This is a genomic window from Ligilactobacillus equi DSM 15833 = JCM 10991 (assembly GCF_000615765.1).
GTDB classification, from domain to species: Bacteria; Bacillota; Bacilli; order Lactobacillales; family Lactobacillaceae; genus Ligilactobacillus; species Ligilactobacillus equi.
On the sequence record NZ_BAMI01000006.1, the window covers coordinates 18,743 to 38,893 of the forward strand.

Genomic DNA, 20,151 nt, shown 5'->3' on the forward strand with positions numbered 1-20,151 from the left:
CCTTTCTAAAACAAAAACCTGGAAACGTTTTGCCTCCAGGTTTGCTTGTTTGGGTCGCCTTAAACAACCCTAACCTTTTTGCCCTCTCTGGAGTCAATTAAAATGGTTGTGGTTTAATTTTTATGCTAATTTTTTCAAATCGATGCCATCTTTACCATCAATTTCTTCTACATAGACAGAAACTTGTTCATCCATGGCTGTAGGAATATTTTTACCAACAAAATCCGCCCGAATTGGTAATTCGCGATGACCACGGTCAACCAAGACAGCCAAGTTAATCTTTTGTGGTCTCCCCTGATCCATCAAAGCATCTAATGCGGCACGAATGGTCCGACCCGTAAAGAGCACATCATCAATCAAAATAACTTGCTTATCATTAATATCAAAATCTAATTGGGCATTTTTCACGACAGGTTCTTGTTTTAATTCTGTGGTGTGACGGTCATCACGATATAAAGAGATATCTAATTCGCCAACAGAGATATCAGCACCTTCTAATTGCTTCAGTCTTTCGGCAATTCTTTGAGCCAAGTAAACACCACGGGTCTTAATCCCAACTAAAACAACATTTTCAATTCCCTTGTTCTTTTCGATGATTTCGTAAGTCATCCGGGTTAAAGCTCGCTTCATAGCGAGTGCGTCTACAATTTCTTTTGCCATTTTTATAAATCTCCTTTTTCGACCTCAAAAAAGCCACCAAAACTTCTCCGTAAGTCTTGGTGGCTTGATTTAGGTATAGGTATACTTAGCCTACACCCCTAGAACCGCACCTTCCTAGCCTCACGGGACTATTTTTAAAGGTCTTATATTTGCTTGACACTATATTACCGATTTTATTGAAAATTGTCAAGATACTAAATAGCTTGTTAAAAGCCTTTACTTATATTTTCTTAAAACTTTTTTCTAATCGATCCAAAGTTTGGGCAAAAACATCCGGAAGTGGAGCCTCAAATTCTAACCATTCGCCCGTCCGCGGATGGGTGAAACCTAATTTAGCAGCATGTAAAAACTGGCCTTTACCCGTGATTGTTTTCTTGGGTCCGTAAACCGGATCACCAACCAAAGCATGACCGATATATTTCATATGCACCCGAATCTGGTGGGTCCGACCAGTTTCTAAACGACAACTCACTAAGGTATAATCCCCAAAACGTTCGCGTACCTTGAAGTGTGTCACCGCTTGCCGACCATCTTTAACAACAGCTTGTCTCTTACGATCAATCGGGTGTCGTCCAATCGGCGCATCAATGGTACCTTCATTTTCTTTCAGATTACCGTGAACTAAAGCTAAATATTCCCGTAAATTTGTTTTTTCCTTTAACTGTTGTGCTAAGGACTGGTGGGCTAAATCATTTTTAGCTACCATCAATAAACCCGAGGTATCCTTATCAATACGATGGACAATCCCAGGCCGAAAAGTTCCATTGATTGTCGATAGCGGACTGTGAGCTAACAAACCATTAACCAAAGTACCACTTTCATGCCCAGGGGCAGGGTGCACCACCATACCTTGAGGCTTATTAACTACCAAAACGTCCTCATCTTCATAAACAATATCTAAATCCATCTTTTCGGCCACAATGTCTAAATGCTTCGGTTCTGGAATCATAACCTTAATGACATCGCCTGCTTGTACCTTGTATTTGGCCTTTACCACTTGGTTGTTAACAGTTAGGTGACCTTCAGCTAGCAATTTTTTTAATTGAGAGCGTGACAAGGTACTAAAAATCTGGGCCGCCACTTTGTCTAAACGTCCACTTTCATTTTCAATCGTAACAATTTTTTCTTCTATCATTCCTCATCCTCATCTCTTAAAAGTGCAATTATCAGTAAGATAACCCCCGTTGTCAAAACCACGTCAGCCAGATTAAAAATGGGGAAATTTATGAAATCTAATTGAAACATATCTACAACATAACCGAAGCGTAAGCGGTCAATAAAATTCCCAATGGTCCCGGCAATCAAAAAGGTAAACGACCAACGGTACCAGACTTTAGCATACTCCTTTTTAAAAAAGTAACTAAAAGCCACTAAAGACACTAGCGAAATAACTACAAAAAGCCATTGTTGCCCCATCAGCATCGACCAAGCCGCCCCGTAATTACGCAAATGTGCCCAGGAGAAAATTCCCGGTAGCACGCTTTGACTGGTATTCAAGGCTAGATAATTGACAATATAGGCTTTTAACCCCTGATCAGCAATAATCAGTCCCGTCATAATTAACAAATATAAAAGCATCTCTACTTCCTTTCCAAAAAAAGAGACTGGTAAGCCAGCCCCCTTTTACTCTTTTAAGCTTCTAATGTTTCTTGTTTAAAGGCTTCCAAGACATCTAAAGCACGTAATGATACTTGCGTATTTCTTTCGCGCTTGTCACGAATTTTTTGATCCAAGCGCGGTACAATCCCGAAGTTGGCATTAATTGGTTGGAAGTTAGACTTGGAGGCGTGGGTAATGTAGTGCGCCATGGCTCCCATCATCGTCTTTTCAGGAAAGACTACTGGGTCTTGCCCCTTAGCTAAACGGGCCGCATTAATCCCAGCGTATAAACCGGAAGCTGCAGATTCCACGTAACCTTCCACCCCAGTCATTTGACCCGCAAAGAAGAGGTTACTGCGCTTTTTAGTTTGATAAGTTTCCGTCATTATTTCTGGTGAACGAAGGTAAGTGTTCCGGTGCATTACCCCATAACGCACAATGCGGGCATTTTCCAAACCAGGAATCATGGAGAAGACCCGCTTTTGTTCACCCCACTTCAAGTGGGTTTGGAAACCAACAATGTTGTATAGATCTCCAACCGCATTATCTTGACGTAATTGCACTACCGCGTAAGGAGTTTTACCCGTCTTAGGATCTTCTAAACCAACCGGCTTCAAAGGTCCAAATAACATAGTCTTTTCACCCCGTCGCGCCATTTCTTCAATTGGCATACATCCCTCAAAGAACTTTTCATTCTTATCGAAATCCTTTAATTCCGCCATTTCGGCCTTAACTAATTCATTGTAGAAGGCTTCGAATTCTTCTTTAGTCATTGGACAGTTAAGGTAGGCTGCATCCCCCTTGTCGTAACGGGACTTCAAGTAGACCTTGTCCATGTCAATGGAATCCTTGGCTAAAATTGGCGCAGCTGCATCGTAGAAATATAATCCAGAATCACCGGTAAACTTAACGATGGATTCTGCTAAAGCATCAGAAGTTAAAGGACCGGAGGCCACAACGGTAATCTCATCTTCCGGAATTTCGGTAATTTCTTCAGAAATCACCGTAATGTTAGGGTGATTCTTTAACTTTTCCGTTACCCCTGCCGAAAAAGTATCACGATCAACGGCTAAAGCCCCCCCAGCAGGTACGGCATGACTATCAGCTTCTTGCATAATAATAGAGTTCAGGCGTCGCATTTCTTCTTTTAAAAGTCCGGCTCCATTAGTTAATTGATTAGCTCGCATGGAGTTCGTACATACCATTTCAGCAAAATTTTCCGTGTGGTGTGCAGGAGTCATTTTTACCGGACGCATTTCATATAAATTAACATGCACCCCTTGATTAGCAATTTGCCAAGCGGCTTCACTTCCGGCCAAACCGGCCCCAATCACGTTTACACTTTTAGTCGTCACAGACATCTTCCTCTCAAATTATTAATTCGTTTGAATTTCTTCTTCGTAATCACATTGACTACATTTAACTTGCATTCCTTTTTTGGTTTTTTTAGTAATTAAGAAATGCTGACATTTAGGACAATCACGGCCAGCAGGCTTATCCCAGGAAATAAATTCACAGTCAGGATAGCGGTCACAGCCATAAAAGGTCCGATTCTTTTTCGATTTTCTTTCCACCACTTGACCTTGATGACAAGTTGGACATAAAACCCCAATTTCCTTAGAAATTGTCTTAGTGTTACGACAATCAGGAAAGCGAGAACAAGCAATAAATTTACCATAGCGTCCAAGTTTCATCACCATTGGGGCACCACAAATATCACAATCAACCCCAGCTGGCTCATCTTTAATCTTAACCTTCGCTAGCTTTTGATCGGCAGCAGTCACTTCTTTAGCAAATGGCTGGTAAAAATCATCGATAACCTTAATCCATTCCAACTTACCATCTTCGATTTCATCTAAAGAATTTTCTAAATCAGCAGTGAAGTTCATGTTGAGAATGTCTGGGAAACAGTCTTCCATAATCCGATCAACAATCTCACCTAATTCAGTTGGTTCAAATTTCCGGCTGACCAGTTTCACATAGTAACGCTTCTGAATTACACTCAAAGTTGGTGCATAAGTTGAAGGTCGACCTACCCCATTTTCTTCCAAATTTTTAATTAAGGAAGCTTCAGTGTATTGGGCTGGAGGCAAAGTGAAGTGTTGGCTAGGGTTATTTGCCTGCATCAAGACCTCATCTCCAACGGCTAAGTCAGGTAAGATATTATCCTTGCGCTTAGCATCTTGGTAAACCTTGGTAAAACCGGGGAACTTTTGTTGAGAACCATTGGCCCGATAAGTTACCCCATTTTGGTCTAAATCAACCCGAACCGTATCAATAATCGCCGGTGTCATTTGACTGGCCACAAAACGCGACCAAATTAAAGTGTACAATTTTAATTGGTCCTTGTCTAGGTATGGTGCAACTTTTTCTGGGGTCCGCAAAACTGAAGACGGACGAATCGCTTCGTGAGCATCTTGGGCTCCTTCCGGCATCTTACCTTTAACTGGCTTAATAGCGGCATATTCCTCCCCGTATTCGTCATGAATAAATTGGGCAGCTTCATGTTTAGCCACCGCTGAAATTCGCGTAGAGTCCGTTCGCATGTAAGTGATTAACCCCACAGGTCCCCCTTTTCCTAGGCTAATACCTTCATACAGTTGTTGAGCTACCATCATAGTTTTAGCCGTTCTAAATTTCAATGTGTTGTTGGCTGTTTGTTGCATGGTAGAAGTCGTAAAAGGCGCCGCTGGTTGACGCTTACGTTCCTTTTTAACCACATTTTTGACATTAAAAGGTTTTTGCTTATCAAATTTAGCCAAAATTGCTTGGACATCGTTCAAATTAGCTAAAGATTGTTTTTGGCTACTGATACCATAGAAAGTTGCTCCGAATTTCTTAGATTTACCTTTTTTGAAGTCGGCTTCCATCGTCCAGTATTCCTCAGGCACAAAATTTTGTATCTCTCTTTGACGCTTAATAATCATGTTTAAGGCAATGGATTGCACCCGTCCGGCGGAAAGACCTTTTTTCACCTTAGCCCATAGCAAAGGCGAAATAGAATAACCCACTAGCCGATCTAAGACTCGCCGGGCTTGTTGAGCATCAACTAAGTCCATATTAATAGCCCGCGGAGCTTTGAAAGCACTTTTTACCGCATCTTTGGTGATTTCGTTGAAAACCACCCGATTTTTATCTTCCGGATTAAGACCTAAAAGAAATGATAAGTGCCAAGCAATAGCTTCTCCCTCCCGATCGGGGTCAGATGCAAGATAAACATGGTTAGCTTTTTTGGCTTCTTTACGTAACTCCTTAATAACGTCACCTTTTCCTCGAATAGAAATATAGTGCGGTTCATAATTATTTTCAAAATCAATCCCCATGCTTGACTTAGGTAAATCCCGTAAGTGACCAATGGAAGCCATCACTTTATAGCGAGAACCCAAATATTTTTCAATAGTCTTCGCCTTGGATGGTGATTCCACAATCACAAGGTTTTTCTTGACCTTTCTCTTAGTAACTTTTTTCTTAGTCGTTGTTTTCTTTTTTTCAGCTGTTTGGGATGGCACTGTCACCCAACTCCTTTTGTTCTTAAAATTCCATCTTATCGTATTGCATTTAAAGTCACTTTGTCAAGCACAATTATTTTTTCTACTATTATTACTACTTTTTCCAGATTAAATTTATCCCTAAATTCCTACCAATTTTGGTATTCCTCCAAAATATCTTTGGCAGATAAAATCGGTTTCGCCCCTGCTAAGATTAATTCATTACAACCATCTGAATTACCTGTCGTGATTTGGCCTGGAATAGCCAATACAGTACGATTATCATCAGCGGCCATATTAGCTGTAATCAAACTTCCACTACGCTTTTGGGCCTCGACCACCAGTAAAGTCTGACTCAAACCAGCAATAATACGATTTCTTTGAGGAAAATGATAAGGTAAACTAGGCGTGCCTAAACCGTATTCACTTAACAACAATCCTTTTTGAGCAACCATTTCTTGAAGTCGAGCATTTTGACGAGGGTAATAGCCATCTAGCCCCGTTCCAATTACCGCAATGGTTTGCCCACCACAGTCTAATGTAATTTGATGAGCCAAGCCATCAATTCCCCGCGCCAAACCCGAAACCGTTGTAATTTTGGCCGCAACTACCGTAGGCAACAGCTCCTCCAAACTCTGCTTGCCATAGCTGGTAGCTTGACGGGCGCCAACAACACCCAGACTAAAACTTTCCGTCAAACTTAAGTTTCCTCGATAAAATAGGACCGCAGGCGCTTGATTAGATTCTTTTAATAATGTCGGATAATTATCATCAAAAATTGTTACAAAAGGCGCAAACTGTCGATTTTCAGCTAAACGCTTTTGCGACTCAAATCCATAAAATTCTGTTAAAAAGCGGACTTGTTTTTGCGGAGACATTTTGCTGATAATCAACTCCATCTCCTCTTGATTAGGAAGGTGGTGAGTCTTTTTCAAAAAAGTTACCAAACGCTGCATATAATTTTGGTTAAAACCAGTACTTAGATGTGCCCGGACCAAAAAATCTCTTACTTGCATATTTTTCACCTCTATATATTAAATACGCAAAAAATCTGATTTTTTAACAAAGTTTTTCAATTTTTGAAACCAAAAAGCCGTCACCTTGTGATCACGACTTCCTAACCTTAATTTTGTTTTTGATGAGCAGCATTGTAAGCCATCACATCAGCCAGATAGCCCCTTTGATTATTTAACTTGGTTAAAAGGCATGGTCATGGCTATGAACCCGGCCAGTAGTTAGTTGTTCTTTATATAAATCCAGGTAAGGGATTTGCACGGCTTGTGCTCGCGCTAATTCTACTTCATGGTCATAGGAAACCTTCCGAAAGTCAATGTCACTAAAGCCTTGAGCATTAATATCCAAAATTAAGTAACTAGCACGTAAGTCGGCCTGTTGCTTGGCCCACTGACTAAAAGGTTGACCAACCGAGCCAGGATTTAAAATTAATTGTTCGGCCAGACTATAGCGCATTTGTGGATGGTGAACATGGGCGTAAATCGCCATATCCGCCTGAGAATTTTCAACAAACAAGCCTTCAAAATTAACTTGTGGTGCGGTTGGATACAACTTTTGTCCTTTATTTTCATCCGGTAAATTATGTGATAAACTAATCGTTTGTCCTGCTACTTGGACCTGGGCCGTGGCTGGCCAGTTGGCAATCTCAGTTAAAATCTCCGGCTGCAAGCGGGACCCAAGACTTTGGGCTAATTTAGAAAAGTAAACTCGACTGGGCTTTACAGGCGACATCTGCCCGGCAATTCCTTTTAACAAGAGATCCTCCCAATTTCCTTTAAGACGAACACTAGGATTCATTTTTTGGAAAAGTTTCCATAAATCGTTGGCTCCCGGTCCGGGTGAATAAAGGTCGCCAAGAAACCAATAATCACTAACCCCTTGACTTTGAGCATCAGCATATACGGCCGCTAAGGCGGTATAATTTCCATGGACATCACTAAAAACTGCAATTTTCGGCATTAATTTTGTTCCTTTCGATACTTCTCTTGTAAAAAGTCCTTAATTTCTAAAAGATTTTGTTGATCGTTGACCTGAGCTAAAAGATACCCCCGACCATATGGGGATAAGTTAAAACATGGCACAATTTTGCAAGTTACCTTGTCCATTAAGGGGTAAAGGAAGAGGTTATAAGAATCCACCACTACCCGTCCCTTAAGATGATCTTCCATAAAATAACGAATGGCAAACTTGATTAAATCTGCCATCTGCCCCCAGTTTTCCTGAACCGGAAGTTGCACATTTAACTCCGTAAAACCTAAAACAGGTTGATCAGAAATATTTAACTCGGCTCCCCCTTCTTTAAGGATGGAAATACCAGTAAGATTTCGGGGAGCAATCTGGGCATAAGCGTCCACTTCTTCCATCCCTACAATTTGAAAATGAGGGTGGCGCAAACTCCCTCCAGATTTGGGACCAAAGTTCTTGTAAATCACAATCGACTTAAACTGCCCCCAGGTCTGCATTTTTTCATAACAAGTTTGAATAAAATTAAGTAATTTAGCATTTGTAGCTTGAGTCTGGACGTGGATATCACCTTCATGTTGGCTAGATTCAATAATTAAGGTTTGAACCGTCTTTTCTAGGGTCCGGTACTTATTCATCAACCAAATACGATCTTCGTCTTGAGCTAAAAAATCTTTAAGATTCACAAGGTCACAAAAAGGACAGTAACCTTGCTTATTGCGAATATTTTCTGGTTTTTGCTTGGCCGTTTGCACTTTAAAGACCAAAGCGTCTTGCTGACTCATAATTGCCTCCTTATCTAGAGTTTTAAAATTTCAGCAGGGTCAGTTAATTGGTAAGTAGGATTTAAGGCTTGAACTTGGGCCCACTTTTGGGAACCCCACTTAACACCGCAAGTCGCCACCCCAGCAGCTTGGCCCATTTGTATATCGTAAATGGCATCTCCAATCATAACTGAAGCTGCCTTTTCTAAGTCATATCGCTTAACTAAGAGTTCTATTCCATCGGGATCAGGCTTATAATTTTCTACATCATCACAACCGATGACATCTTCAAAATAATCTAAAATCCCTAACAATTCCGCACTTTCTTGTAATGCTGTATTGGTTTTACTCGTTATGATAAAGAGACGTTTACCCTGGGCTTGGAGTTCACCTAAAACTTCACTTATTCCTGCAAAAAGCTCAATTTCACTGGCATGTTGACTATATGCTTGACGAAAAAACTGACAGAGAGTAGCTAGTTTTTCCGGAGGTAAGTCCGCTCCCATTTGCGGAAAAGAAGTCTCTGGGGGTACTCCAATGTAACCTAGGATGATTACTGAATCTGGCTGTGTTAAACCAAATTGGGTAAAACTGTCCTGAACTGCAGCCACCACGACCTGACGAGTATCGGCTAAAGTTCCATCAAAATCAAAAAAGTAATTTTCCATTTTTTCCCGCCTTTCACACATATTTCCTTTTCTAATTATACAACCTTAACTGCCTTCAAAACAAAAATTTTAAGTTTTAAATTAAAATGTTAAGTAATAACGTCAGACTTAAAAAAGACAAAATCGTGGTTGCAAATGTACAAGCCGACACATATTGCGGATCAGAACCATACTGAATGGCATAAATAGTGGTATTAGCTGCACTGGGCATGGCCGTCATAATAATCACAATGCTTTTTAAGAGTGGACTAATTGGGAACAGACCACACAAGACCCAGGCAATTAAGGGTGCTACTAGAAGTTTGACTACTGAAGCAAAAGCAATTTCTGACCAATTAATCTTTTTACCAATCACTTCATACAGTTGCATTCCCAGTGTCAACATGATAATTGGAATTGCCGTTTTACTAATCATATTAACCCATTTCATGAGGTTGCTAGGAATTTCCCAAGTTAATTGGTTGCATAGAATCCCCGGAATAATCGCATAGTTCATTGGTTGGCGTAAAACACTGGCGAGAGCGTCTTTAATTCCTCCCTTACCTGAACCACTGGCAGCAATATAAATCCCCACAAAACTCATAAACAAGGTATGAATAACCATGATTGGCATAGCATATTGCATGGCCCGATTACCATAGGCAAACATGGCCAGGGGAATCCCAAAATTACCACTATTAGAAAAAATTGTTGCTAATAAAAAAGCATTACGCCTTTGAGAACTAAACTTAAAGACCTTAGCACTAACAAACCTAAGATAATTAGAACACCTAAAATCAGCAATAAAATTAAAAAAATGTAACCAAAGTTAGCATTTAACTCTTGTTGATAGAAGATTTTAAAAACTAGAAATGGTAATAAAAGATACATTGCTAAAGTTGAAATTGGCTTAATTTCTAAGTGCATAAAAGCTTGCAAAATAAAGCCACTGGCAAAAATTAAGAGCACTGGTAACATAACATTTAGAAAAATTAACATCTTTTTCCTCCAAAGTAATAGGCAGGATGTCACTCCTGCCTACAAGTTTAATTTTGGTAATTTTGCACAAATTCTTTAATCCGACGACATGCTTCTTGAAGGTTTTCCATTGAAGCCGCGTAACTCAACCGAACATAACGTTCGCCCCCAGGGCCAAAAGATAAACCTGGAATTAAGGCCACACGCGCTTCTCGAGCTAAAAGACGGACAAATTGCCACCCATCTAAATCGTCAAAAATAGCAGGAATTTTGGCAAAAATGTAGAAGGCACCATCGGGACTAGCCAATTCAAATCCCGCTTCATTTAAAGCTTGTGCTACGTAGTCACGCCGTACCTGGTATTCAGTTAACATGGCCTTGCTGTCATTTTGACCGTGTTGCATGGCTTCTAAAGCTGCATACAAAACATTATCTGGTGAAGCCGTCACTAAGTATTGGTGGGATTTAATAACTTCATTAATAAAATCATCCGGACCTAATAAGAAACCTACCCGCCAACCAGTCATAGCATGTGACTTAGATAAACCAGTAATCAAAATAACTTGATCAAATAAAAACTCTGACATGGAGTAGTGTTGACCTTGGTAAAGCAACTCAGCATAAACTTCATCACACAATACCCAAATACCAGCTTTTTTAGCCACTGCTGCTAAAGCTTGTAGCTGCTCGCGACTGTAAGTCACTCCCGTTGGATTACTTGGATAAACCAAAACCAGGGCTTTAGTTTCAGGGTTAGTATCTAAGGCTACTTGTAACTTTTCGGGAGTCAAGATAAAGTTATCTTCACTTGTATCAATCATCACTGTTTCTGCATGATTTACCGAAGCACTGGCTGCGTAGATTGGAAAAACAGGTGTTGGCATCAAAAGTTTGTCACCAGGATTCATAATGGTTTGCATAGCCGCTGCAATCCCTTCAGTTGCCCCTAAAGTTGTTACTACTTGGTCAGCTCGGTAATGCAAATTAAATTTTTGATTGTAATAATCCGCCGCCGCTTGCCGTAATTCCATGTAACCCGGATTAGGCGCATAGTGCGATTGATTATCATTAATGGCCGTAATCGCCGCTTGCTTAATGTGTTCGGGTGTATTGAAATCTGGTTCACCCAAAGTTAGTTTGATAATCCCTTCAATCTGACTAGCTTCTTGGTCAAATTGGCGAATATCTGAGACGGCAATTTTTTCGACTTGATGGTTGAACTTGTTTGCTAACATAAACTTCACCTCATTGAATTCTCATTATTGACAACTTTTTTCTAAGTATATCATTACTTTTACAAAATTGTTAGTCTATTCTTTAATTTCTGCATTATTTACCACAATAATTTCGGTTTCCCGCGGAAACATGGCTCTTTGCTGAGGAGTTAACTTACGATCAGTGATAAAAATTGAAATCTTATCTAAAGGACAGATACGGTAATAAGAACGATTGGTAAACTTTTGGTGTTCTGCAACTAAAATCACCCTATCAGCCCGCTTAACTGCCGTTTCTACAATTTCAGCATCCCCTTGATCTAAAAGATAGGCACCTGTGGCATCAATTCCAGAGGCTGCAATAAAGGCCGTATCAAATCGGGTGCGCTGTAATTCCTGAATAGCATTATTGGAATAAAAGAAGCGGTTTTCATGATTTAGCGTCCCACTTAAGACCTTAACCGTCACCCGACTTTGCTCAGCTAAAGCTAAACAATTATCTAATGAATGGGTCACAATCGTCATCGGACTGGTAATATTTTGACAAGTCTTCAACAAAATCGTGGAAGAATCAACAAAGTAAACGTGCTCAGGCAAAAAATAATTAACTGCTGCCAAAGCAATATTGGTTTTTTCCTTGGTAAAATGCGAAAGTCGACTTTGAAAGTTAGGCACACTACGTCCAAAATCAAGTGGTAAAATTCCTCCATGGGTTCGCTTCACTTCACCACGCTTGGTTAAAAGTACAATATCACGACGAGCTGTATCTTGTGAAACATTAAATTCCTCCATAATATCTCTGGTACTTAAGCCTTGCCGCTCAATCAGCAACTTTTTTATCATCTCAACTCTTTTTTCTTGACTCATTTAACTTTCACCTTCTTTTTCATCTTCATATTTAAGTATACACTTTTTACAGTGTGATTTAAATAAGTATTTATCAGTACTTACTTTTCCTAACTATGATTTCTCCAGCAGTCATGGTAATTTTTTTAAATTTAATCATGACTTTACAAGTTTGAAGAAGAATAATTATTTTTTATAAATGTGTTATTTTCACCTTAAATATCACATTTATTTTTGCACCCACTTAAATTTTGCATAAAAATAACTTGTACATACAAATTTTAAAGAAGAAAAAAATTTGAAAAACCGCTAGACATCAGGGATTAGAGGGGATATAATAAAGATGTACGGAAGAGATAAAATGACGTCTTCCAATATTTTTATTGATAATTATGCATAATTTTTCTATAAAATATATTTTTTATTCATTTTCATGTAGAATAACTCAGTGCTGTGGGAGGCCTTAGTTATTCCAGTCAGTTTTGCGCGAATCTGGCTAAGCGACAACTATATATTAAAAGTTTCTTTTCGGATTTGTTGTCGTTCTCATGCAAGTATGGGGATACTTACATAAATCAGCGCAGAGTAATAACTAATATGAAAAAAACGCAAAGTGTGGGACTTTGCGTTTTTTGTATTATTCAAGATAAAGCTTGCGAAGATCTCGCTTTTGCCCTTCCGTTAAGCCTAAAACTTGGTGTAAGTAATTATCAATTCCTCCATATTCCACTTCTAAAGCTTGATAGGCTTGCGCTAGATAATCCCTAGAGACGGAATTAAGTTGTTGAGTATTAGTGGCAAAAATATCTCCTGCCATAGCGCGAGCAGTAGCGACTTGACGCTTCACCAGACTTTCCAAATAAATATTAGAGAGCAAATAGTCTTGTTCAACTATTTCTTGCGGTACCCCTAAGGCTGTCAAAAGGTAAACCGCTGCCATACCTGTCCGATCTTTACCCGCCGTACAGTGGAAAAGCAAAGATTCAGCATCTTTATCGTTAGCCAATAATAGGTCAAAAAAGTCACGATAAGCCTGGTTCGCTGAATATAAACGTGTAATCTGACTATAAAACCATCCCATTCTTTCTAACCCCGCGTTAACAACATTCTTTAGAGCCTGATCACCGATTCTTTCTTCTTCCTGACTATTAGTCGCATCATCTTTCATAACAGGCATGAAAAAATATTGGGTCCCTGCTGGTAACTTGTCTGGATGATCTTTTATTTCTTTTTTGGTACGAAAATCAACATCATAACGTACCCCATAGTCAGCCAGAAAATTTAAATCTTTGCTTGTCAATTCGTGCAAACGTGCTGATCGAATAATTTTGTGGGACTTAATTTTGTGACCATCTTTGGTCTGATAGCCACCTAAATCACGAAAATTTACCCCTTTTTCCAAAGGCAGCGCTTGTCTTTTTATCATAATTCCTCCTTTCAAAAAAACCCTGCTCCAAAAAGAGCAAGGAATTAATTTATTAGGCTTCAAACGCATCTTGCAATGGTGGTACCACTTGTTTCTTACGTGAAACAACCCCAGCCAAGTCCATCTTGTCATCAACAAGTTTTTGACCAAATGCCTTTTCTACGACATCCTTAGGTTCACCCACAACTAATAGACGAGAGTTCGAGTCTAAAATATTAGTAATCATCAATAAGAATAAATCATAACCATTTTCTTGGTTTGCTTTTTCAATTGCTTGACGGAAAGCTACTTCTCGAGCAAATACTTCATCCAAATCAACCGTATTTACTTGGTCAACCCGTACCGTCTTACCAGCCATTTCAAAGGACTTAGCGTCAGCTTCAATTAATTCAGCTTCTGTCTTGGCTGCCAAGTTAGTGCCGGCTTTTAGCATTTCTAGACCATAAGCTTGGTAGTCAACACCTGCAATTTCAGCTAATTTCTTTCCGATTTCAATATCGTCATCCGTAGTGTTGGTGATTTGAATAATAATGTATCAGAAACAATGGCTGATAACATCAAACCCGCCAAGTTAACAGGAATTTCCACATTGTGGGCTACAAATTCCTTGTAAACGATGGTACTTGAGCAACCTACAGGTTCTAAGTGCATGTATAATGGCGCCGCAGTTTCGAAGTTAGCTACCCGGTGGTGATCAATCACATGCGTAACCGTAACATCTTTAATATCAGCTACTGATTGTTGCGCTTCATTGTGGTCTACTAAGATTACCGCTTCAACTTCATCTTTAGCTGATTCAATTACACGTGGAGCTGGTTCATTAAAGTAATCTAAAGCAAACTTAGTTTCTTCATTAGGTGTACCTAAAGCCACTGCTTCCACGTCGGCACCTAATTGATTTTGTAGGTAGGCATAAGCTTTAGCTGCGACAATCGCATCGGTATCTGGGTTTTGGTGTCCAAAAACTAATTCTTTCACGAATAATCCTCTTTTCTTGCGGGCCTCCCCGCAGTTTCTTACTCTATTCATTATAGCATAGACTTACTTACTAGCGAGAATTTCTTTTAAATGTTGATCATAAGATTTTTCACTTAAATAAATATCGAAAGCATCAAAGAAAGCTTTAATCCGTGGTACCTCTTGCTTATCTTTACGAAAGACAAAGTCCATTTCAAATTTAATGGCAGGATCAAAGCTTAAAATACCAATCTCTTCATCAGCATGCGCTTTAACAAATGAAGATGGTAAAGCCGTGTTAACTCCAGCTTGTTTTGCAAAGGAAAGTAATTGTTCTGGCTGGGTGAAATGTGCGACACTTTCAGGTCGATCGGCCAAGGTATTCTTAAAGGCTTCTCGAATTAAACTATTAAGATAATATGCAGGTGGATAAGTTACCCACTGTTCCTTCAAGGTATCACGGTTCTTAACCTTTTTACGCTTAGCATAGCTAGGATTATCTTTCTTATGTAAAAATAATAACTCTTCATTGATAATCTTCTTAGAATCATAAGGTTTCCAATTTTTAATACTATCATCTGGCAGATACATAACCGCTAAATCAATCGTATTGCCTTCCAATCTTTCCCAAATTTCATCCCGCGTTAATTGATGCAAAATTAACTTAATACCAGGATTAGCTTGATAAAATTTAATAGCAAAATCAGTAAAAATCCGTTCGTCCAAAGAAGATAAAAGTCCAATGGTAATCTCCCCTTGAGTCGCACTGGTAGATTGCTGAATCTCATCAGTAGCCCAATTTAAAGTCTCATAAATTTGATGAGTAGCGTCTAACATAGTGTAGCCGGCATCCGACAAGTGTAACTTTTTGCCTACTGAATAAAACAAGGGTGCCCCCACGGCTCTTTCCAACTTTTTAATTTGTTGAGTCAAGGCAGGTTGGGTGATTCCTAAAATTTGTGCAGCTTGTGTGTAACTCATAGTTTTAGTTAACTGTAAAAAATAAGTTAATGTTTTTGATGAAAATATTTTATCTTGCTTATTTGTTTCCATCGTTATTTCCCCCTCAATCTCACCAAAGTGAGCTTTTTTATCCTATAACACCCTTTTAATTATAACAAATAATTTATAACTGATAAAGATTTAACTTGAAAATAAAAAACGGCCATGGCCGTTTTTATTTAGCTTGCAATTCTGTCAATTTTGCTAAAGCCGCTTGATAATTAGGTTCATCACTTTGGTTTTCTACAATTTGAGCATAAACAATCTGTTTGTTTGCATCACATATATAAATAGAGCGCGCTAAATTACCGGTTTGCGGAATTAAGAGTCCCATTTCATAACCAAAAGATTCTTCCTTATCGGACATCATCTCCATATTTTCGGCACCTTCAGCTGCACACCAAGCTGCTTGTTCTGCTATGGTATTAGTTGAAACTGTCACAAAGCGAACAGTCGCATATTGATTCATGGCCTGATTAAAATACTTAGTTTGGATACTACATACCCGAGTATTAATATCTGGTATCACTGAAAAAAGAGTCAACTGTCCGCCGAAATCTCGGGTCTTAACCCTATTTCCCTGGGCATCTGTTAACTTAAAATGTGGCATCTCTTGCCCAATCTTGGGTGGGTTTCCCACCAAAGAAACTTCTTTTCCACCTGCAATAACTTTCATTAAAAATTCCTCCTCGTAACACTTACCCCTATTTAACACTATCTATTTGTCGATGTCACGTAATTTGCTTTTATTTTTCTGTTAAAATTCATCAGTGCTAGTCCATACTATTTTCAGCATCTTAGCTCCATAAATACAAATCAGCTAATCGTCAAAAAGAAATCATTATCAAAAATACGCCTCCTCTAGCTGTCAATTCAACTTAAGAAAGGCGTATTTTTAACGACCAGCACCGATACGGCGCTTTTCTTCGTAAAGGTCTTGGTCGGCCCAAGAAATAATTTTTTCTAAATCAACATTATGTTCACAGTGCGCTTGCCCGACGCTAATCGTAAAATCCACACTTTTATTTTCAATGACGGTCTCCTTAATTAATTGAATCAATTGTACAACCTTATCATCATCTTGTCGTAAAACTAACATAATAAATTCATCACCACCATAGCGCGCTATATTAATAATTTGATTATCTTTTTTAGCTGTCTCTTTTAAACAATCGGCTAACTTAACTAAAGCATCATCACCTGCTGCGTGACCTTTAGTATCGTTAATCATCTTAAAGTCATTAATATCAATCATTAACATATCATATTGATGCTCATCATCACGCAAAGTAACTGGTACTCTTTCGAAGAAGGCTCGACGGTTATTTAAACCTGTTAGAGGATCACGAGTTATTTGTTGGTGAAAAATCATTAGACTTAAAGCCAAAATTACTAATAGGGTAGCAATTTCTGACATAGGCAAATAATTAATGAACCCTTCGATTAAAAAGAAAAACAAGCCGATAACAGCTAAAAGATTAATGAAATAGTTATAAGCGTGCGAATCATCGACTTGGTCCTTCCCCAATTTCATTCGTTTTGAAAAGTAAGCAATTAACCATACAAAGTACATTATAATAATTACATCTTGGCTAAAAAAGAGGGGCCCATTTGCATAGCTATAGTTAGGTTTTAGCTTAAAAATTAACGGATAAAAGAAATTAATCACTAACAACAACACCTGTAAAAAATAAAAACGCAGTAATCTATAGCGTGACAAGTGCTCTTGAGAAAGCGGACGATAATGAGCCAAAGAATATCTGAAAACAAAGTACATCGTCGTCAACGGTAAAAAATTTTCCCCAACCCAAACAATTTTTTGGCCAACTTCCAACCACGGATCCGGTTTAACCTCAGCGTATTGATAAAAAACATACAAACCTGCAAAAATAGTTTGTATATTAACTGATAAAAAGAGTAATTTCAGATACTTAGTACTCTGAGTTAGCTTATCAATACTCATTATAAACAGTAAGAAAATATCAATTACTATGATACAAAAGCCCAATAACAACCAATAAGCAATCACAATTTCCATCTTTATCCCTCTCGTAATATCTTAATATTCAGCGTACCATTTTATTTGAACTCTAATTAACCTAACTCTTTATCTTCGAGTTATTTTAAATTTCACGGTAAACTCTAATTTCCACTAACTCGCTAATTATTAAGTACAATTTAATCATCTCAAAAAATTTACTAGTAATGCGTAAAACTAACTTCTATATGTGGTTACATTAATCAATGAAAAAACTGTAACTCTATGCCGTGATTTCTTTTTTATCACATCTTTCTTTTCAATTATAACATGATTTAAACTTGTCTACGCATTTGAATTAAAAAAGAGCCAAGCTTCAACTTGACTCTGATTTTTTATTTAGTTAGGGTTAAAAGAATTAATGACAGCTTTCTGAGCATTCCATGGCCAAACCTTCACTACCCCAAGAATTTTCTTGCGTGGAACAAAGCCATAATAGCGACTATCATTGGAGTTAGCCCGGTTATCCCCTAGGACAAAGTATTTTCCTTGTGGTACCTTGAATGTATGATTAGTACCGACATCAACGCCTTTAGCTTCATCAAGTTGTAACGTTGTCGTCCCTGTAGTTTGTTGAACTTTAGAAATGTAGCTTTGAGATTGTAATTTCCCATTGACATATAATTCTCCGGCCTTGGTATATTTAACCTGATCACCAGGCATCCCAATTACCCTCTTAACATACTTTGTTTTAGGTGTTACCGTAGTATTTTTGACATCTACTCCATAGGCATTAAAGACCACGACCGAACCAGGTCTAATCTTCGCTTGTTTGACCATCATAACCTGCTCATTATTTTGTAAGTTAGGGTACATCGAAGTTCCGTCCACTCTTACCAATGAAAAGAAGAAGGTCCGAATCACCAAAGCTAACACTAAACCTAAAATAATTGGCCAAATCCAACCCATCACTGCCTTAAATTTTGACAAAATCTTCCCATCCTTTCCTCATTCTACACTACACATAGTAGTATAACGTTTTTAGAGGTAAAAGTCGCCCTAAAATTTGTCTATTGCTAAAAATTAGAGATTACTAGTAATTAGTTTTTGTAGAATAGCCGTAATTTGTTACTTGTTCACACGCGTCGTTTTAATTTTGCAAACCAATTTGTAAATTATCACGACTCATGAGTTTAAAAATAATAAGATCTGCTACCAGTCAATCTCGCATTTGAGCTAAATCACTAGCTACCTTCAAACATAACAAATCTGGCAATTTAATTCACTTTTTTTCACGACTACGCCTTTTCAACGTCCTTCATCCAAGCTAAAGCAATGGCCTTTTCGCCCAAGTGAGCTCCAATGACTGGTCCAAAGTAGCTTAAATCGACTTGGCAATCAGGATACTTAGCTTGAACCTTTGCTTGCCACTTGAGAGCATTTTCTTCATCATTAGCATGAATTACCATTATTCGTACTGGGTAATCTAATTGTGCCATATCAGCTTCGAAAAGTTCTTCTGCCCGTCGCATTGCCTTTTTCATAGACCGAACTTTTTCAAAAGCCACGATTTCGTGACTTTCATTGTCAAAAGTTAAAATTGGCTTAATTTTCAAAACGCTACCGATAAAAGCTGACGCATTAGATAGACGTCCACCTTTAACCAAGTTTTGTAAATCATCAACAATAAAGTACTCATTAATAGTTGCCCGTAAATCTTCTAGACGGGCAACGATTTGATCTATACCTTGACCAGCTTGTGCCATTTTAGCAGCTTCCACCGCCAAGTAACCCATAGGCAACACGGTCATTTGAGAATCAAAAGGCACAATTTTAATCCCCTCTACCTGGTCTTGTAAGTTCACCAGGGATTGGTAAAAACCAGAAATCGTCTTCGATAAAACAATCGTAATGGCAGCATCATAACCTTCTTGTGCTAAAGATTCGTATAATTCAATCATTTGCCCTAAAGCCGGTTGAGATGTAGTTGGTAAACTACTCGAATTTGCTAATTTTTCGTAAAATTCAGCAGTCGTAATATCGACGCCTTCTGTGTAAGATTGTCCCTCTAAAATAAAGGGAATGGGCACAACCTTGATTTGATATTTTTCTACCAACTCAGCTGGTAAATATGAGCTACTATCTGTAACAACAGCAATTTTCATTTAATTGATACCTACTTTTCTTGATTTTAATACCAGGTGATTCATGCGATGATCTAGCAAGGTCATGAATTCACGGACCTTCGCCATATCAGCGGCTGACAACTGTCCAAATAACTGCTGGGTTAATTTCTCAGCGGCTTGACTAATTTGGGCAAAGACAGTTGTTCCAGTCGCACTAATTTCATACTGCACCTGTTTTTGATGTGTGGGGATTTTGGCCAAAAGCTCCTTTCCCACCAAGCCTTTTAATTGCCGACTTAATGTCGAAACATCAACCCTTAATTCACGAGCTAAACTCGCTTGGGTATTAGTACCGGCATTAACTTTAACTAACAGCAACCATTCCGAAACAGTCACCCCAAATTGTTGGGTCATTTCACTTAAAAGGCGTTGATACTTACGTTCAATTTCGAGAAATTCAGTTAGCACAAAATCCCTCCTTTCCTTTAA

Annotated in this window: 20 protein-coding genes and 1 pseudogene; all 21 read right to left on the reverse strand. The window is 38.6% G+C overall.

Annotation, left to right across the window (positions count from 1 at the left end; all coding sequences use genetic code 11):
* Positions 1-120 precede the first annotated feature (120 nt).
* The gene (gene pyrR / locus JCM10991_RS02555) at positions 121-660 is read right to left on the reverse strand and encodes a bifunctional pyr operon transcriptional regulator/uracil phosphoribosyltransferase PyrR (protein WP_023859411.1); all 540 of its coding nucleotides are present in this window, start codon (positions 658-660) and stop codon (positions 121-123) included.
* 220 nt (positions 661-880) lie between these two features.
* On the reverse strand, positions 881-1,795 hold the full coding sequence (locus JCM10991_RS02560; RefSeq protein WP_025020457.1) for an RluA family pseudouridine synthase: 915 nt from the start codon (positions 1,793-1,795) through the stop codon (positions 881-883).
* Positions 1,792-2,238, reverse strand: coding sequence for a signal peptidase II (lspA, locus tag JCM10991_RS02565; protein ID WP_025020458.1), 447 nt, complete (start codon positions 2,236-2,238; stop codon positions 1,792-1,794). Before lspA ends, JCM10991_RS02560 begins: the two co-directional genes overlap by 4 nt.
* A 53-nt stretch (positions 2,239-2,291) precedes the next feature.
* On the reverse strand, positions 2,292-3,614 hold the full coding sequence (gene trmFO, locus JCM10991_RS02570; RefSeq protein WP_025020459.1) for an FADH(2)-oxidizing methylenetetrahydrofolate--tRNA-(uracil(54)-C(5))-methyltransferase TrmFO: 1,323 nt from the start codon (positions 3,612-3,614) through the stop codon (positions 2,292-2,294).
* A gap of 21 nt (positions 3,615-3,635) precedes the next feature.
* Positions 3,636-5,768: a type I DNA topoisomerase gene (gene topA / locus JCM10991_RS02575; RefSeq protein WP_081708768.1), complete on the reverse strand. Its 2,133-nt coding sequence runs from the start codon at positions 5,766-5,768 to the stop codon at positions 3,636-3,638.
* A 128-nt stretch (positions 5,769-5,896) separates the two neighbouring features.
* Positions 5,897-6,763, reverse strand: a complete 867-nt coding sequence (gene dprA, locus JCM10991_RS02580; RefSeq protein ID WP_025020461.1) for a DNA-processing protein DprA — start codon at positions 6,761-6,763, stop codon at positions 5,897-5,899.
* 181 nt (positions 6,764-6,944) lie between these two features.
* Positions 6,945-7,721, reverse strand: coding sequence for a metallophosphoesterase family protein (locus JCM10991_RS12315; protein ID WP_369384690.1), 777 nt, complete (start codon positions 7,719-7,721; stop codon positions 6,945-6,947).
* On the reverse strand, positions 7,721-8,509 hold the full coding sequence (locus JCM10991_RS02590) for a DUF4931 domain-containing protein (RefSeq protein WP_023859418.1): 789 nt from the start codon (positions 8,507-8,509) through the stop codon (positions 7,721-7,723). The genes JCM10991_RS12315 and JCM10991_RS02590 overlap by 1 nt, the downstream gene beginning before the upstream one ends.
* Positions 8,510-8,523: 14 nt before the next feature.
* Positions 8,524-9,156: an HAD family hydrolase gene (locus JCM10991_RS02595; RefSeq protein ID WP_025020462.1), complete on the reverse strand. Its 633-nt coding sequence runs from the start codon at positions 9,154-9,156 to the stop codon at positions 8,524-8,526.
* A 76-nt stretch (positions 9,157-9,232) separates the two neighbouring features.
* Positions 9,233-9,940 (reverse strand): AEC family transporter, encoded by a 708-nt coding sequence (locus tag JCM10991_RS15620; protein WP_369384691.1) that lies wholly within the window; start codon positions 9,938-9,940, stop codon positions 9,233-9,235.
* On the reverse strand, positions 9,850-10,134 hold the full coding sequence (locus JCM10991_RS15625) for a hypothetical protein (RefSeq protein WP_225349904.1): 285 nt from the start codon (positions 10,132-10,134) through the stop codon (positions 9,850-9,852). Before JCM10991_RS15625 ends, JCM10991_RS15620 begins: the two co-directional genes overlap by 91 nt.
* Before the next feature lie 47 nt (positions 10,135-10,181).
* Entirely contained in the window at positions 10,182-11,348 is a 1,167-nt protein-coding gene (locus JCM10991_RS02605) for an aminotransferase class I/II-fold pyridoxal phosphate-dependent enzyme (protein WP_023859421.1), read from the reverse strand.
* Positions 11,349-11,423: 75 nt separating this feature from the next.
* Entirely contained in the window at positions 11,424-12,194 is a 771-nt protein-coding gene (locus tag JCM10991_RS02610) for a DeoR/GlpR family DNA-binding transcription regulator (RefSeq protein ID WP_025020463.1), read from the reverse strand.
* A gap of 616 nt (positions 12,195-12,810) precedes the next feature.
* Entirely contained in the window at positions 12,811-13,599 is a 789-nt protein-coding gene (locus tag JCM10991_RS02615; RefSeq protein ID WP_051527936.1) for a tyrosine-protein phosphatase, read from the reverse strand.
* Positions 13,600-13,651: 52 nt separating this feature from the next.
* Positions 13,652-14,577 (reverse strand): annotated as a pseudogene (locus JCM10991_RS12325) (manganese-dependent inorganic pyrophosphatase).
* Between the two features lie 63 nt (positions 14,578-14,640).
* Positions 14,641-15,609, reverse strand: coding sequence for a LysR family transcriptional regulator (locus JCM10991_RS02625; protein ID WP_023859425.1), 969 nt, complete (start codon positions 15,607-15,609; stop codon positions 14,641-14,643).
* A 124-nt stretch (positions 15,610-15,733) separates the two neighbouring features.
* Positions 15,734-16,234: a thiol peroxidase gene (locus JCM10991_RS02630; protein WP_023859426.1), complete on the reverse strand. Its 501-nt coding sequence runs from the start codon at positions 16,232-16,234 to the stop codon at positions 15,734-15,736.
* A gap of 219 nt (positions 16,235-16,453) precedes the next feature.
* Positions 16,454-17,596 (reverse strand): GGDEF domain-containing protein, encoded by a 1,143-nt coding sequence (locus JCM10991_RS02635; RefSeq protein WP_023859427.1) that lies wholly within the window; start codon positions 17,594-17,596, stop codon positions 16,454-16,456.
* Positions 17,597-17,935: 339 nt separating this feature from the next.
* The gene (gene lepB / locus JCM10991_RS02640) at positions 17,936-18,526 is read right to left on the reverse strand and encodes a signal peptidase I (protein ID WP_025020465.1); all 591 of its coding nucleotides are present in this window, start codon (positions 18,524-18,526) and stop codon (positions 17,936-17,938) included.
* A 308-nt stretch (positions 18,527-18,834) separates the two neighbouring features.
* Positions 18,835-19,701 carry a DegV family protein gene (locus JCM10991_RS02645; RefSeq protein WP_025020466.1) on the reverse strand — a complete coding sequence of 289 codons (867 nt, stop codon included), beginning with the start codon at positions 19,699-19,701 and terminating at the stop codon, positions 18,835-18,837.
* Complete coding sequence (locus JCM10991_RS14290) at positions 19,702-20,130, reverse strand: MarR family winged helix-turn-helix transcriptional regulator (protein WP_025020467.1); 429 nt, start codon at positions 20,128-20,130, stop codon at positions 19,702-19,704.
* Positions 20,131-20,151: the final 21 nt, after the last annotated feature.